13 protein-coding genes are annotated in these 14,563 nt (G+C 64.5%); 5 read left to right on the forward strand and 8 right to left on the reverse strand.

The genetic code is table 11. From position 1 onward, the window contains the following. Positions 1-50 precede the first annotated feature (50 nt). Positions 51-2,051 carry a U32 family peptidase gene (locus C163_RS11705; protein ID WP_025338927.1) on the reverse strand — a complete coding sequence of 667 codons (2,001 nt, stop codon included), beginning with the start codon at positions 2,049-2,051 and terminating at the stop codon, positions 51-53. Positions 2,052-2,267: 216 nt separating this feature from the next. Beyond that, positions 2,268-2,648, reverse strand: a complete 381-nt coding sequence (locus C163_RS11710) for a RidA family protein (protein ID WP_015270613.1) — start codon at positions 2,646-2,648, stop codon at positions 2,268-2,270. Between the two features lie 136 nt (positions 2,649-2,784). Between C163_RS11710 and C163_RS11715 the strand changes: the two genes are divergently transcribed. After that, positions 2,785-3,477: a tRNA (adenine(22)-N(1))-methyltransferase TrmK gene (locus tag C163_RS11715; RefSeq protein WP_025338928.1), complete on the forward strand. Its 693-nt coding sequence runs from the start codon at positions 2,785-2,787 to the stop codon at positions 3,475-3,477. A gap of 1 nt (position 3,478) precedes the next feature. Here C163_RS11715 and C163_RS11720 read toward each other — a convergent pair whose 3' ends face one another. Next, complete coding sequence (locus C163_RS11720; RefSeq protein ID WP_025338929.1) at positions 3,479-3,742, reverse strand: DUF2790 domain-containing protein; 264 nt, start codon at positions 3,740-3,742, stop codon at positions 3,479-3,481. 125 nt (positions 3,743-3,867) lie between these two features. On the opposite strand from C163_RS11720, the gene C163_RS11725 reads away from it, so the two are divergent. Beyond that, positions 3,868-4,800, forward strand: a complete 933-nt coding sequence (locus C163_RS11725; protein ID WP_025338930.1) for a LysR family transcriptional regulator — start codon at positions 3,868-3,870, stop codon at positions 4,798-4,800. Between the two features lie 169 nt (positions 4,801-4,969). Here C163_RS11725 and xthA read toward each other — a convergent pair whose 3' ends face one another. Continuing rightward, entirely contained in the window at positions 4,970-5,782 is an 813-nt protein-coding gene (gene xthA, locus C163_RS11730; protein WP_025338931.1) for an exodeoxyribonuclease III, read from the reverse strand. 132 nt (positions 5,783-5,914) lie between these two features. Here xthA and C163_RS11735 point away from each other — a divergent pair, with 132 nt between their 5' ends. Genes C163_RS11735 through C163_RS11745 form a run of 3 tightly spaced genes read left to right on the forward strand, consistent with a single transcriptional unit; the run spans position 5,915 to position 12,031 of the window. Further along, complete coding sequence (locus C163_RS11735; RefSeq protein WP_025338932.1) at positions 5,915-6,565, forward strand: N-acetyltransferase; 651 nt, start codon at positions 5,915-5,917, stop codon at positions 6,563-6,565. 52 nt (positions 6,566-6,617) lie between these two features. Beyond that, on the forward strand, positions 6,618-8,360 hold the full coding sequence (locus C163_RS11740) for an autotransporter assembly complex family protein (protein ID WP_025338933.1): 1,743 nt from the start codon (positions 6,618-6,620) through the stop codon (positions 8,358-8,360). Next, complete coding sequence (locus C163_RS11745; RefSeq protein ID WP_025338934.1) at positions 8,357-12,031, forward strand: translocation/assembly module TamB domain-containing protein; 3,675 nt, start codon at positions 8,357-8,359, stop codon at positions 12,029-12,031. The genes C163_RS11740 and C163_RS11745 overlap by 4 nt, the downstream gene beginning before the upstream one ends. A gap of 19 nt (positions 12,032-12,050) precedes the next feature. On the opposite strand, the gene C163_RS11750 is transcribed toward C163_RS11745, so the two are convergent. The 4 genes from C163_RS11750 to C163_RS11765 form a co-directional block, all read right to left on the reverse strand. Then, positions 12,051-12,605: a DUF2589 domain-containing protein gene (locus tag C163_RS11750; RefSeq protein ID WP_025338935.1), complete on the reverse strand. Its 555-nt coding sequence runs from the start codon at positions 12,603-12,605 to the stop codon at positions 12,051-12,053. Positions 12,606-12,681: 76 nt separating this feature from the next. Then, complete coding sequence (locus C163_RS11755; RefSeq protein ID WP_025338936.1) at positions 12,682-13,341, reverse strand: DUF2589 domain-containing protein; 660 nt, start codon at positions 13,339-13,341, stop codon at positions 12,682-12,684. A 64-nt stretch (positions 13,342-13,405) separates the two neighbouring features. After that, the gene (locus C163_RS11760; RefSeq protein WP_025338937.1) at positions 13,406-13,786 is read right to left on the reverse strand and encodes a Mor transcription activator family protein; all 381 of its coding nucleotides are present in this window, start codon (positions 13,784-13,786) and stop codon (positions 13,406-13,408) included. A 251-nt stretch (positions 13,787-14,037) separates the two neighbouring features. Further along, positions 14,038-14,496 carry a hypothetical protein gene (locus C163_RS11765; RefSeq protein ID WP_025338938.1) on the reverse strand — a complete coding sequence of 153 codons (459 nt, stop codon included), beginning with the start codon at positions 14,494-14,496 and terminating at the stop codon, positions 14,038-14,040. Between the last annotated feature and the right edge of the window lie 67 nt (positions 14,497-14,563).

Below are 14,563 nucleotides of genomic sequence, written 5' to 3' on the forward strand. Positions count from 1 at the left end.
GCACCTGTGGGAGCGGCTTTAGCCGCGAAAGGGCCCTAGCAGGCTACCGATCAATGCGGCCCGCGCGGAATGGTCTTCAGCAGGTCTTCCGGGCTGATATGCCCAACCACTTGGGCCACCGCGCTGCCCGGGGTCGGCAGGTCGATGATGTGGCTTTTCATCTTGCCGATCACGTGCATTTCGCACGGCTTGCAGTCGAACTTCAGGGTCAGCACTTCATCACCCTGGATCAGCTGCATCGGCGCCACCTTGGTGCGCACGCCGGTCACGCCCTTGGCCTGCTTGGGGCACAGGTTGAAGGAGAAGCGCAGGCAGTGCTTGGTGATCATCACCGGCACTTCGCCGTGCTCTTCATGGGCCTCGTAGGCCGCGTCGATCAGTTGCACGCCGTGGCGGTGGTAGAAGTCGCGGGCCTTCTGGTTGTACACGTTGGCCAGGAATGACAGGTGCGACTCGGGGTAAACCGGCGGTGGCGTGGTCTCGGCCTTGCGCCCGCCACGCGGGTGCGCCTGCACCCGTGCTGCAGTCAGCGCCTCGATGGCTTCGCGGCGCAGGGCCTTGAGCTGCGAGTTGGGGACGAAGTACGCCTGCGGGGCGTCCAGCTCGATGCTGTCGGCGTGGTACATGGTGGTACCCAGCTGGCCGAGCAGGTCGTGCAGCTGGTCCAGCGCCTGCTGCGGCTTGTTGGCCGGGCCGAACGGGCCGTCCAGTGCCACTTGCGCGCTCACGCCTTCCTCGCTGGTGACGGTCAACGCCAGGCGTTGTTCGCGCAGTACCGCGTGCCATTGCACGCCGACGCGGCGCTCGGCCGAGGTGCGTTGCAGGGCTTGCTGCCAGTTGTGGTCGAGGTTGCGCGACAGCGGGTGGTTGGGCCGCAGCTTGTGCAGGCCTTCGGGCATTTCGTTGGGCTCGACGCGGTAGCGGTAGCGCTTCTCGCCGTCTTCCTCGAACTCGCCACGCGGTTCGGCGATGTTGGCGCGGAAACCCACCACTTCGCGCTTGACCAGCACATTGAGGCCGTCGCCGTTGGTCAGCGGCACCTCGGTAACCACTTGCATGTCACGCTTGCCGACCTTTTCCACCACACCCACCGGCAGGCCGGTGAAGGTTGGCGAGTCGAAGGCGCCGATGTCGACCTTGCGGTCGGTGACGAAGTAGTCGGTGCTGCCGCGATGGAAGGTCTTGTCCGGGTCGGGCACGAAGAAGTGCTCGGTGCGGCCGCTGGAGGCGCGGGCCAGCTCCGGGCGGCCTTCGAGGATGGCGTCGAGCTCCTTGCGGTAGTGGGCGGTGATGTTCTTCACATAGGCCACGTCCTTGTAGCGGCCTTCGATCTTGAACGAGCGCACACCAGCATCGACCAGGTCGGCCAGGTTGGCGGTCTGGTTGTTGTCCTTCATCGACAGCAAGTGCTTCTCGAACGCAACCACGCGGCCCTGGTCATCCTTCAGGGTGTAGGGCAGGCGGCAGGCTTGCGAGCAGTCGCCGCGGTTGGCGCTGCGGCCGGTCTGCGCATGGGAGATGTTGCACTGGCCGGAGAAGGCCACGCACAGCGCACCGTGGATGAAGAACTCGATGGCGGCGTCGGTTTCGGCGGCGATGGCGCGGATCTGCTGCAGGTTCAGCTCACGCGCCAGCACCAGCTGGGAGAAGCCGGCCTGGTCGAGGAACCTGGCCCGTTCCAGGGTGCGGATGTCGGTCTGGGTGCTGGCGTGCAGCTCGATCGGCGGGATGTCCAGCTCCATCACCCCCAGGTCCTGCACGATCAGCGCGTCGACACCGGCGTCGTACAGCTGGTGGATCAGCTTGCGCGCGGGCTCCAGCTCGTTGTCGTGGAGGATGGTGTTGATGGTGGTGAACACGCGTGCATGGTAGCGATGGGCGAACTCGACCAGTTCGGCGATATCGCTGACTTCGTTGCAGGCGTTATGGCGCGCGCCGAAGCTCGGGCCACCGATGTAGATGGCGTCGGCGCCGTGCAGGATCGCTTCGCGAGCGATGGCCACGTCACGGGCAGGGCTGAGCAGTTCCAGGTGATTCTTTGGAAGGGACATGTCGTTATAGGTTCGGGCTGTCACGGTTTAGGCGGGCATTGTAGCGGCGAAACGGGCTGGCGGCATCATCGGGGTGCTTGTAGGAGCGGCCTTGTGTCGCGAAGGGCCGCAACGCGGCCCCGGCAATATCTGCTGCGCAGCTGAGAACCTGGGGGCGCTGCGCACCCCAATCGCGACACAAGGCCGCTCCTACAAGGATCGTGCCTCAGGCAAAAGTCAGCGCTTGGCGGCCATTGCGGTCACTTCCACGCGCATGCCTTCGAATGCCAGTGCAGCCACGCCCACGGCGGCGCGTACCGGCCAGGGCTTGCTGAAGAAGCGCTGGTACACCTCGTTGAATGCCGCGCGGTCGGCCATGTCGGTGAGGTAGATGGTCAGGTGAAGCACGCGGTCCATGCCGCTGCCGGCCTTCTCCAGCGCCACTTTCAGCGCCTGCAGGGTGCACTCGCTCTGCTCGACGATGCCGCCCAGTTCCAGGCTGCCATCGGCGTGGGTCGGGATCTGCGTGGTGACCAGCACGCCGTTGTATTCGGCAACGTCGGAGGAAATCGACTCGGCGTCCGGGTCCGGGGTGTAGATGATGTCTGCTTGTGCCATGGGGTGTCTTGCCTTGCTACGGAAGGAAAGCGGCAAGCCTACGCGAGCGCGCCGGCATGGTCGAGGGCACCCCGGTGTTTGAAATGCGCGGCGTTCGCCGTCAGAATCGCGGCCGATTGCAAAGCAGGGGTTTACGTTGAACGAACAGACATTGTCCAGGCGCCTGGAGCGCGTGGCTGCACAAGTACCGCAAGGCGCGCGCCTGGCCGACATCGGCTCGGACCATGGCTACCTGCCGGTGGCCTTGATGCTGCGCGGCGTGCTGGACGCGGCGGTAGCGGGCGAGGTGGCGCAGACGCCGTTCGCCTCGGCCCAGCGCAACGTGCGCAGGAACGGCCTGGAAGGGCGGGTCAGCGTGCGCCTGGCCAATGGCCTGGCAGCGGTCGAGGCGGAAGACCGCATCTCGGTGATCAGTATCTGCGGCATGGGTGGCGACACCATGTGCGAAATCCTCGAGGCCGGCAAACAGCGCTTGGCTGGCGTCACCCGCCTGGTGCTGCAGCCCAATGGCGCCGAGCGCGAACTGCGCCAGTGGCTGGTGGGCAATGGTTACCGGATCGTCAGCGAAGAGCTGCTGCGGGAAAACCGCTTCGACTACGAGATCATCGTCGCCGAGCCGGGCGGGGCGGCGTACACCGCTGAACAGCTGTACTTCGGCCCGGTGCTGGTGCAGGAGAAAAGCGAAGCGTTCCTGGTCAAGTGGCGGCGCATGCTGCGGCAGAAGCAGCAGACCCTGGCCAACTTCGAGCGGGCCCGCGGTGCGGTGTCTCAGGCGAAAATCGACGACTTCAGGCAACAGGTCAGCTGGATCACCGAGGTGCTGGCCTGACTCACTGCTGCGAGCAGTTGCCCATTTCCCGGTAGTCGATTTCGCGCTTCTGGCCCTGGTGGTCGACATACACCATGTGCGCGGTGCCAACCTGGCAGTCGGCAGCGTTGCTGGCCGGGGTGATGGAGATGACCTTGGCCACATCCAGCGGCATGCCGTATTCGTAGTTGCTGCTGCTGACCGGCTGGTTGCTGCCGGTGTCGGCAAAGGCACCGAACGAGGCGAAAGTAGCGGCAACGGCAAGGACAGCGATCGAACGTTTCATGGCAGGCTCCTTTTTTCAATGTATGGCTAATGATCCATTCATTGGTCATCCACAATAAATGGGCTAACCCGTGATAGATTCCTGCCTGTAACGCAAGAATAAGACCGAACAAGGAGCACACCTTCATGGACATGCTGCATGCCATGCGTACCTTCGCCCGTGTGGTGGAATGTGGCAGCTTCGCTGCGGCCGCCAATGCCCTGGACATTTCTGCGGCGCAGGTTTCGCGCATCGTTGCCGAGCTGGAAAACCAGCTGCAGACCCGCCTTCTGCACCGCACCACGCGGCGTTTGCGCATGAGCGAGGCGGGCGAGCGGTTTCTCGAGCGCTCGCGGCAGATCATGTTGCTGACCGAAGAGGCGGTGGGCGAAGCCCGTGGTGCGCACCTCACGCCCCGCGGCCGCCTGCGTTTGCATTGCCCGCACGGCCTGGGCCTGTTGCTGATGCCGCTGGTGGCCGGCTACAACGCATTGTGCCCGGAGGTGGTGATCGAGCTGACCCTGTCCCAGCGCAACCCCGACCCGCTGGCCGAAGGGCATGATGTGGTGATTACCGTGGACGGGGCGCTGCCGGATTCGCAGTTGATCGCCGTGCCGTTGGGCAACATTTTCAGCATCCCCTGCGCAGCGCCGAGCTACCTGGTGGCCCATGGCGTGCCAGAGCGCCCGGAAGACCTGCACCAGCACCGTTGCCTGCGCATGGCTTATCCGATGTACGAAGGTGACTGGGTGTTCCCGCAAGGGGTGGACCAGTGCGTGATCGCACCGAACGACAGTTTTTCCACCAACGTCGCCGACGCCATGCTGGTGGCCAGCGAGCTGGGCATGGGCATTGGCCTGCTGCCGTTCTACACGGCCAGCCAGGCGATCGAGCAGGGGCGGTTGTGCCGGTTGCTGGCGCCGTATCGCCTGCGCGAGAGCGCGCTGTATGCGATCTACCCGTCACGGCATTATCTGGATGCCAAGGTGCGCACCTGGATCGACTACCTCAAGGAGCAGTTGCCAGCGCTGTTCGAGGGGCATGCGAGGGTGGTGGATGATTCGCGCTATTGGCGATAGCCGAGTGCGGGGCGGTTAACGCTGGCCCTTGTAGGAGCGGCCTTGTGTCGCGAAAGGGCCGCAACGCGGCCCCAGCAATTTGTGCATCGACGCTGACATCCTGGGGCCGCGTTGCGGCCCTATCGCGACACAAGGCCGCTCCTACAGGTGCTGTGCGTTCAACTGGCGATCAGCTCAATTCCAGCCAGATCGGCGCATGGTCCGACGGCTTTTCCATCCCGCGCAGTTCATAGTCCACACCCGCTGCCTTGATCCGCGGCACCAGGTGCTGCGAGGCCATGATCAGGTCGATGCGCAGGCCGCGCTTGGGTTCGTCCTCGAAGCCACGGCTGCGGTAGTCGAACCAGCTGAAGCGGTCGGAAACTTCCGGGTACAGGTGGCGGAAACTGTCCACCAGGCCCCAGCCTTTCAAACGTTCCATCCACTCGCGCTCTTCCGGCAGGAAGCTGCACTTGCCGGTCTTGAGCCAGCGCTTGGCGTTGTCCGGGCCAATGCCGATGTCGCAGTCCTGCGGCGAGATATTCATGTCGCCCATCACCAGCAGTGGCTGGTCGTTGCGGAACTGGCCTTCCAGCAGCGCCTGCAGGTCGCTGTAGAAGCGCTGCTTGGCCGGGAACTTGGTGGGGTGGTCGCGGCTTTCACCCTGGGGGAAGTAGCCGTTCATGATGGTGATCGGGTTGCCATCGGCATCGGCGAAGGTGCCCCAGATGAAGCGGCGCTGGGCGTCTTCTTCATCGCTGGCAAAGCCCTTGTGCAGGCTCAGCGGTGCCTGGCGCGACAGCAGGGCCACGCCATAGTGGCCTTTCTGGCCGTGGTAATGCACGTGGTAGCCCAGCGCCTGCACGTCGGCCAGCGGGAACTGATCGTCGCTGACCTTGGTTTCCTGCAGGCCGATCACGTCCGGCTGGTGCTTTTCGATCAGCGCCGCCAGCTGGTGCGGGCGGGCCCGCAGGCCGTTGATGTTGAAACAGACGATCTTCATGGAAAGATAATCCCGGTAAAAGGCGGGATGCTAGCCGACATCGCTTGCCATCACCAGCATGGCGGCTTCGGGAGCCTGCTGCTAACGTCCTTCCCAGGGCACTGTAAGCCCATTCCAGGAGGACTGCCCGCAATGCCCGAAACCACTGCCGCTCCGGCCCGTGTCTGCCTGCTCGATGACGGTTACAGCCGCGAGGCGCGTTCGTTGCTGTACAACGCCTACCGTCACGAACCTACCTTCGCCTATATCTTCGAGGCCCAGCGCCCAGGCTATGAGCGGCGCCTGCGGGTGATGGTGCGCGAGTGGGTACGCCAGCACTTCTACTTGCAACTGCCCGCCATCGGCCTGCTGGTGGAGGACCGCCTGATCGCACTCGCCCTGATCGTGCCGCCGCTGCGCCGGTTGGGCGTGGCCGACAGCTGGGCCTGGCGCCTGCGCATGATGATGGGCACCGGCCTGCGCTGTACGCGCCGTTACATGGACTACCAGGCCGCCCTAGCCACCTGCCTGCCCACCGACGAGGTGCATGTGCTGCCGCTGTTGGGCGTGCACCCGCAATTTCAGGGCAAGCACTACGGCGAGCAATTGTTACAAGCTGTGCATGACTGGTGCGCAGACGACCCTGGTACCCAGGGTGTGGTGCTGGACACCGGCAACGAGCACTACCTGGCCTTTTACCAGCGCCAGGGTTATGAGGAAATTGGCGAGGTGGCTGTAGGACCAATCCGTGAGAGGGTGTTCTTCCATCCCAATCCGGTCTCTTCCAATTCTGCTTTTGCCTGAGCAGACCGCGCGGCGGCTCCCTTGAGCGCCCGGCTCTGGTAGCATGCGCCGCATGACGTATTCAGGAAGATTGACCTGGGGCCTGGTTATCTGGGTCGCCAGTTTCGCAGCATGGGGCCAGAGCGAGTTGCTGGTGAAGGTCAAACCGGCCAACAAGGCGCTCAAGGCCAATGTCGAAGGCTATATCGGTTCCCTTGGTGACCGCGATGAAGAAGCGCTGCTGCGCTTCAGTCGCGGCGCCCAGGAGCAGGCGCGCAAAGCCGCGCAGGCACTTGGCTACTACCAGGCGCAGATCGACACAGAGGTCAAGCCCGCCAGCGAGGCTGACCGTTCCCCGCAACTGATCATCACCATCGACCCCGGCGAGCCGATTCGCCTGCGCAACGTGACCGTACGCATCGAAGGCCCCGCCAGCGAGATGAAGGCCTTTCGCGTGCCCGACAGCAAGGCCCTGCGCGCGGGCGAACAACTCAACCATGGCCATTACGAAGATGCCAAGCGGCTGATTCAGAACCAGGCGTCGCGCTATGGCTTCTTCAGTGGGCGCTTCAGCCGCCAGCGCCTGGCGGTCGACCCTCAGGCGGGCGTGGCCGATATCGAACTGGTCTACCAGAGCGGCCCGCGCTATCACCTGGGCGCCGTCACCTTTGGTGGCGACACACCGCTGGACGACGACCTGCTGCAGCGCATGGTCTCGTTCAAGCCGGGTACACCTTACGACTCGGAACTGATCGCCGAGCTGAACAACGACCTGCAATCGAGCGGCTACTTCGAAGGCGTGCGCGTGGATGCGGCGCCCACCGCCGCCGTGGGCGAAGAAATCCCCGTGGATGTCCGCCTGGAAACCCGCAAGCCCCGCACCATGGGACTGGGCCTGGGCTTCTCGACCGACGTCGGGCCGCGCGGCAAGGCCAACTGGACCCGTCACTGGGTCAACCCGCAGGGCCATAGCTACGGTTGGGAAACCGAACTGTCGGCGCCCCGGCAGAACGTCGGCCTTTGGTACGACATCCCCCTCGACCCGCCGCTGACCGACAAGTTGCGCTTTGCCGGCGGCTACCAGAACGAAGAAATTGCCGGCACCGACACCCTCAGCAAACTGCTGACGGTGGGCCCCGAGTGGCACAGCAAACTGCCAAGCGGCTGGCAGCGGGTGATTTCCCTCAAGTACCAGCGCGAGGAGTACCGCCTGGGTGATGACTCCGGGCTGAGCAACCTGCTGATGCCGGGGGTGAGCTACTCCTTCCTGCGCAGTGACAACCGCATCGACCCGCATAACGGCTACCGCCTGCAGTTCGATGTACAGGTGGCCAAGGAAGGGCTGGTCTCGGACACCAACCTGCTGCATGGCAACGTGCTGCTCAAGGGCCTGACCACGCTTGGCCATGACCACCGCTTGCTCGGCCGGGTGCAGTTCGGTGGCAGCGCGACCAATGGCTTCAAGAACAACATTCCGCCGTCGCTGCGCTTCTTCGCCGGTGGCGACCAGAGCGTGCGTGGCTATGACTACCAGACCCTGTCACCGAAGAACAGCGACGGCGACCGCATTGGCGGGCGCTACCTGGTCGCCGGCAGTGTCGAGTACCAATATTCGCTGACCGAAAAGTGGCGGCTGGCAACCTTCGTCGACCAGGGCAACTCGTTCAACGACCTGGAGCTGCCAAGCCTCAAGACCGGTGTAGGTTTTGGCGTGCGCTGGGTGTCGCCGGTCGGGCCGCTGCGCCTGGACCTGGCCAAGGCGCTGGATGATGAAGGGGGAATTCGCCTGCACTTTTCCATGGGGCCTGAGCTGTGAAACGCGTGATCAAGTACATTTTGGCAGGCCTGCTCGGGGTAGCCGCAAGCCTGGGCCTGGCACTCGGCCTGCTGCTGGGGACCGAGGCCGGCAGCCGCTGGGTGCTGGGCAAGGTGCCCGGGCTTGAGGTGGCTGACTTCCAGGGCCGCCTGGCCGGTAGCTGGCAAGCCAGCCGGCTGAGCTGGGCCGATGCCGGCAGCACGGTAGAGGTGCAGGCACCGCTGCTGGCCTGGTCGCCGGTATGCCTGCTGCGCTCTACCTTGTGCATTGACCAGTTGCAGGCACAGCGCATCGACATGGCCTTTGCGCCCAGCGCCGAATCGGCCGACAGTGGCCCGCTGCAGTTGCCAGCCCTGCGCTTGCCACTGGCCATCGAACTGGGTGAGGTCAAGGTTGGCCAGTTGCGCCTGGATGGCAGCGACCTGCTTGGCGACTTGCAACTGGCGGCGCACTGGACTAATACCGGGCTGCGCATCGACAGCCTGCACCTGCAGCGCGATGACCTGCAATTGAACCTGCAGGGCGACCTGCAGCCCGAAGCTGACTGGCCGGTGCAACTCCAGGCGCAGCTGCAATTGCCAGCGGTGGACGGCAAACCGTGGCAGCTGGCGCTGACCGCCACCGGCGAGCTGCAGAAAACCCTCAAACTCACCGGCACCAGCAGTGGTTACCTTGACGCCACGCTGAACGGGCAATTGCAGGCGTTGGCCGAGCACCTGCCGGCGACCTTGCAGATCCGCTCCGAGGCATTCAAACCGGCCGCCTCGTTGCCCGACACCGTGCAGTTCAACCAGCTCAAGCTCGACGCCCGGGGCGACCTGCTCAAGGGCTATCAACTGTCGGGGTCGGCCAGCCTGCCGGCCGAGCAGTCGCCGATCGCCTTGCTGTTGTCCGGGCTGGTCGACAGCAAAGGCGCCAGGCTCGATGCCCTGGACCTGAACGCCAGCGATACCCAGCGGGTCAAGTTGCAAGCCACGGCTGACTGGCAGCATGGCCTGGTCGCCGACGCCCAATTGGACTGGCAGGACTTCCCGTGGCTGCGCCTGTATCCACTGGAGACGCCGCCCGAGGTCACCCTCAAGCGGTTCATGGCCCAGGTGCATTATCGCGATGGCAATTACCAGGGCACCTTCAATGGCGACCTGGATGGCCCGGCCGGCGCGTTCAGCCTGGCCAGCCCGTTCGAAGGTGACCTGAGCCAGGTGAAGCTGCCGAAGTTGGCGCTGAGCGCCGGGCAAGGCAAGGCTGCCGGCAGTGTCGCCGTGCGCTTTGCCGACACCCTGGCATGGGATGTCGACCTGCAGTTGTCGGCGCTCGACCCAGCCTATTGGCTGGCCGAGCTGCCGGGTACCCTGGCGGGGCCGCTGCGCAGCAAAGGCGAGATGAAAGGCGACGCCCTGAGCCTCGATGCCCAGCTAGATCTGAAAGGCCGTTTGCGCGGCCAGCCGGCAATGCTCAAGGTCGAGGCCCAGGGGGCAGGGCAGAGCTGGACCTTGGGCGCCCTGGCAGTCCAGTTGGGGGATAACCGCATCAATGGCAGTGGCAGCCTGCAGCAGCGCCTGGCCGGGCGGGTCGACCTCGACCTGCCGCGCCTGGGCCAGTTATGGCCAAGGTTGCAGGGCCAGGTCAAGGGCCGGCTGGACGTCGCCGGCACCTTGCAGGCCCCGCAAGGTACGCTGACCCTGCAAGGCCAGCGCCTGGCCCAGGCGGAAAACCGCTTGCAGCAGCTGGACCTGGATGCCCGCCTGGATAACGCCCAGCGCGGCGTGATCGAGCTCAAGGCCAGCGGCATTCACCTGGGTGACACGGCATTGGGCACCTTGCAGGCCCACGGCAAAGGCGACATTCGCCAGCAAGCGTTGACCCTGGCGTTGGACGGCCCGCAGCTCAAGCTCGACCTCGGCCTGGATGGCCAGTTGAACAAGGGTGACTGGCGTGGGCGCCTGGCCAGTGGGCGGATCCAGGCCGGCGGCCAGGACTGGCAGTTGCAGGCACCGGCGCGCCTGCAGCGGCTGGCCAGCGGCCAGCTGGATTTTGCTGCGCACTGCTGGCGTTCCGGCCAGGCCAGCTTGTGTGGTGACGACCAGCGCCTGGCCCCCGAGCCACGCTTGCGCTACCACCTCAAGCAGTTCCCGCTGGACAGCCTGGCCCAGTGGCTGCCGAAGGACTTCGCCTGGCAGGGCCTGCTCAATGCCGACATCAATCTGGACATCCCGGCCAGCGGCCCCAAGGGCAACATCGTCGTCGACGCCAGTGGCGGTACCCTGCGCGTGCGCGACAAGGACCGCTGGGTCGACTTCCCGTACCAGGCCCTGCGCCTGGACAGCACGCTGGCGCCAAGGCGCATCGATACCCGCCTGGCGTTCCGCGGCCAGCGCCTGGGCGAGCTGAACGTCAACACTCGCCTCGATCCACTGGGCAAGAACAAACCGCTATCGGGTGATTTTCGCCTGGCCGGTCTCGACCTGTCGGTGGCGCGCCCGTTCGTGCCGATGGTCGAGCGCCTGGCCGGGCAGCTCAATGGCAGTGGCCGGCTGTCGGGCACCTTGCTGGCGCCGCAGGTCAACGGCAACCTGATGCTCAGCGGCGGCGAAGTCAGTGGCGCCGAACTGCCGGTCAGCCTCGAGGACCTGTCATTGCAGGCATTGATTGCCGGCGAGCAGGTACAGCTCAATGGCGGCTGGCGCAGCGGCGAGGCGGGGCGGGGCCAGTTGAATGGCAACCTCACCTGGGGCCAGGCCCTGGGCATGGACCTGCGTCTGCAGGGCCAGCAACTGCCCGTTACGGTCGAGCCCTATGCGACGCTGGAGGTTGCCCCGGACCTGACCTTGCGCCTGATCGACGACAAGCTGGCGGTGACCGGCAAGGTACAGGTGCCCAAGGGCACGATCACTGTACGCGAGCTGCCACCGTCCACCGTCAAGGTCTCGGATGACACGGTGATCGTCGGTCACCAGACCGAAGAGGGCAAGCCACCCATGGCGATGGCGATGGACATTGATGTCGAAGTGGGCCGTGACAAGCTTTCGTTCAGTGGCTTTGGTCTCAAGGCCAACCTGCTCGGCCATGTGCACATTGGCGACAACCTCGATACCCGTGGCGAGCTGAGCCTGTCCGACGGCCGCTACCGTGCCTACGGCCAGCGCCTGACCATCCGCCGTGCGCGGCTGCTGTTCGCGGGCCCAATCGACCAGCCGTATCTGGACATTGAAGCGATCCGCAAGGTCGACGATGTGATTGCCGGTATCCGCCTGAGCGGCAGTGCCGAGCAGCCCACAAGCAAAGTGTTCTCGGAACCGGCCATGAGCCAGGAGCAGGCGCTGTCGTACCTGGTACTGGGGCGGCCTCTGGGCGCGTCCGGCGAAGACAACAACATGCTCGCCGAAGCGGCCTTGGGCCTGGGCCTGGCGGGTAGCGCCGGCATCACCGGCAGCCTGGCCTCGAGCCTGGGTATCGACGACTTCCAGCTGGACACCGAAGGTTCGGGCAATACCACCAGCGTGGTCGCCAGCGGCAACCTCACCGAGAAACTGAGCCTGCGCTATGGGGTGGGGGTGTTCGAGCCTGCGAACACCATTGCATTGCGCTACAAGCTGAGCAAGAAGGTGTACCTCGAGGCTGCCAGCGGGCTGGCCAGCTCACTGGACATCTTCTACAAGCGCGACTTCTGAGCCGACGCGGGGGCGGCCGTCAACGGACGATGGCCGCCTCGATGAACTCATTAGTGTCGGGCGAGGGCGGCGGGCTGGGGGCCCGTACCGGGATGATCAGGCTGGTGTACTCCTCGATCAGCCGGTTGAGGGCTTCTGGTGGTTCGCTGGCCTGGAACTGCATGCGGATCTGCACTTCATCGGGGTCACGGTTGTCGCCCTGACGGCTCTGGCCGCCGATGGTGACCTTGAAGCTGGCCGCCTTGTTCTCGCCTGCGGTCAGCAGTGCCTGCTGTGCTTCGGTGCCTTTGACCCTTACCGAAAGGTCGACCTGCATGCGCTCCAGGGCCAGGCCCTTTGGCGACACCAGCGCGAACAGCGGTACGCGCATGATGTGCTGGCCGTCCATGGCCACTTCGACCATCTTGGCTTTCATGGGCGCGCCCAACGCTTCGGTGTCGCATTCGAAAAACTGGTCGAACAGGTTGATGTACTGCTGCGCGATCAGGCTGTTGGTAGCACTGGCGGCTTCCTGCAGGCCACGGGTGATTTCGCGCAGGTCGATGGAAGTCATGGGGGCGGGGGATTTATCCAATGGTTCGACTCCTCAGGCCAGGTGGGGCCCCCCTTGTTGCCGGTCAGGGGGGCTGTTCGGGGCAGGGAGGTGCGTCTCAAGGCATACCGGCGCCAGGGGCCGGCGTGCCGTCAGCTGCGGGGCTCTTCAAGGTGTCTGCCTGGGAAATTTCGTCCTGGCTGTCCAATGTGGCGGTTTTGACGACGGTTGGCTTTGTCGCGGCGTCGGTCAGGAATTCGATCACCCGCATCATTGCTTCAGGCGGCTCCTGGCGCTTCAAGGTCGTGTTGAAAGCGTAGCGCGCGCGAGTGTCTGTCTTGCGAGTTTGCGTGGACTTGTGGCTGACGCTGCCTTTCACGTTCAGCCTGAACGGCCCCCAGCCCAGCGAGCCGGTCGCTTCGGCGTTCATGTCCTTGCTGGAAACGTCTTCCGACATCTGGTTGATGACCAGCTCGAACTCGACATTACCTTCTTCGATGGAAATGTTCGGGTGGGTGATGGCTGCCACCAGCGGCACTTTCATGGTCTTGCTGACCACGCCCTTGTACTCGCCTTGTTCGTCGACGATGGTTTCGTCGTAGTCGAACTGGATGGCCACGGCCTTGCCGTCCTGGACGCACACCTGCATCAGGAAGTCGGCGTAGGATTTGCTGGCGGTGACCTGGGCCTGGACCATGGCCTGCAGGGGGCCTGCGATCATGCGGTCCATCGGCAGGGCATTGATTACGGAGCCGATGAGGCTGTTATCTATCGACATGGCGGGGGTCTCTTTCTGGTTGGGTTAAAACGTGGCTATCAATCGTGGTCACGATGCCTGGGCTTCAGCGCGTGCAATGTTCCTGGCGGCGGATGTTGCCGATCTGGCGCAGGCTCAGGCCGTACTTGTCAGCGAGCAGGCTGCGGGACAAGCCGCTGGCGCTTTCCTTCTGGATCTGCAGGTTGCGCAACTGGCGCAGGAAGTGGTCCGCCTTGGGGATTTCCAAGGCGACACCGGCAAAGCGCTTGATCAGCGCGTCGAGCGCTTCGGCCGGCAGCACGTCGGCAAGCTTGGTGCGCTCGCGGTGCTTGGGGATGTACTTGGGCCTGCCGCCGTAGGCGCAGGTCAGCTGGTAGGCGTTTTCGATGCCGATGCAGTCGATCAGGGCCTGCAGCGAGTGGGGCAGTTGGCTGATATCGATTTGGCTCAAGTCTGGTAATTGCATATGGCGCTCCTTCGGGGCGGATGGGCTGTGCTACCCGATCACCAGCGGCGTTATGTCGAAGGTGTGACCGGATTTTCTGTGACAGCCGAGGCGCGTCGCTAGGCGGCATATGGGTTGGGGCTTGTAGCTTCCGCGAACAGGTTTTGCAGGCAGCGATATCCGGCGCTGTAGGACATGGCTTCAACATTTGGCTGTGGCGGGTGATTTCCCATCACGTCACTCCCTGTGCAGCGCGTTGGGTGTGGTAACCCTCAATCGCACGGATAGCTGTTCAGCAGGCTGGCGCTGCGCAGGTAGGCCTGGGGGAAGTCGCGCATGCCTTGTGGCAGCGTGCGCCAATCAACCAGCAGGCACAGCGCATGCAGCGGCTGCCCGTCACGGTGGCCGATGACCTGGTCGGCAAAGCTGCGGCGGTACAGTGCCTGGGTCTGCTGCTGCGCTTGTACCTGGTCGGCCTGGGCCAGGGTTTGCCGGGCCAGCTCGGGCAGTTGCGCCAGGGGGACACTGAAATGCACCGACGCACCGTTTGCCTGCAGGTAACCGGCCTGGCGCACGCGCTGCCACAGTTGTTGCCATTGGCTGGCGCCAGCTTGGGCAGCCAGTTCGCGGCCCAGTTCGAGCAGTTGCTCGGCCGAGGTCTGGCGGGTGTCCAGCGCATGAAGGGAAAGGGGTGTCAGCAATAGCGACGCGAACAGAAGGGGTTTGTACATGGTACCTCCGGCATGGGTGCTTGGGAGCCCAATGCTTTCAGGCAGGCGCCGGCCCACCCAGCAGGAA

This window comes from Pseudomonas sp. FGI182, assembly GCF_000511325.1.
In the GTDB taxonomy this organism is placed as follows: domain Bacteria; phylum Pseudomonadota; class Gammaproteobacteria; order Pseudomonadales; family Pseudomonadaceae; genus Aquipseudomonas; species Aquipseudomonas putida_Z.

Bases quoted from the DNA above. Each gene is read 5' to 3' on its own strand.
- xthA (WP_025338931.1), bottom strand. From the start codon at position 5,782: ATGAAGATCGTCTGTTTCAACATCAACGGCCTGCGGGCCCGCCCGCAC.
- C163_RS11735 (WP_025338932.1), top strand. From the start codon at position 5,915: ATGCCCGAAACCACTGCCGCTCCGGCCCGTGTCTGCCTGCTCGATGAC.
- C163_RS11740 (WP_025338933.1), top strand. From the start codon at position 6,618: ATGACGTATTCAGGAAGATTGACCTGGGGCCTGGTTATCTGGGTCGCC.
- C163_RS11710 (WP_015270613.1), bottom strand. From the start codon at position 2,648: ATGGCACAAGCAGACATCATCTACACCCCGGACCCGGACGCCGAGTCG.
- C163_RS11760 (WP_025338937.1), bottom strand. From the start codon at position 13,786: ATGCAATTACCAGACTTGAGCCAAATCGATATCAGCCAACTGCCCCAC.
- C163_RS11725 (WP_025338930.1), top strand. From the start codon at position 3,868: ATGGACATGCTGCATGCCATGCGTACCTTCGCCCGTGTGGTGGAATGT.
- C163_RS11720 (WP_025338929.1), bottom strand. From the start codon at position 3,742: ATGAAACGTTCGATCGCTGTCCTTGCCGTTGCCGCTACTTTCGCCTCG.
- C163_RS11705 (WP_025338927.1), bottom strand. From the start codon at position 2,051: ATGTCCCTTCCAAAGAATCACCTGGAACTGCTCAGCCCTGCCCGTGAC.
- C163_RS11755 (WP_025338936.1), bottom strand. From the start codon at position 13,341: ATGTCGATAGATAACAGCCTCATCGGCTCCGTAATCAATGCCCTGCCG.
- C163_RS11765 (WP_025338938.1), bottom strand. From the start codon at position 14,496: ATGTACAAACCCCTTCTGTTCGCGTCGCTATTGCTGACACCCCTTTCC.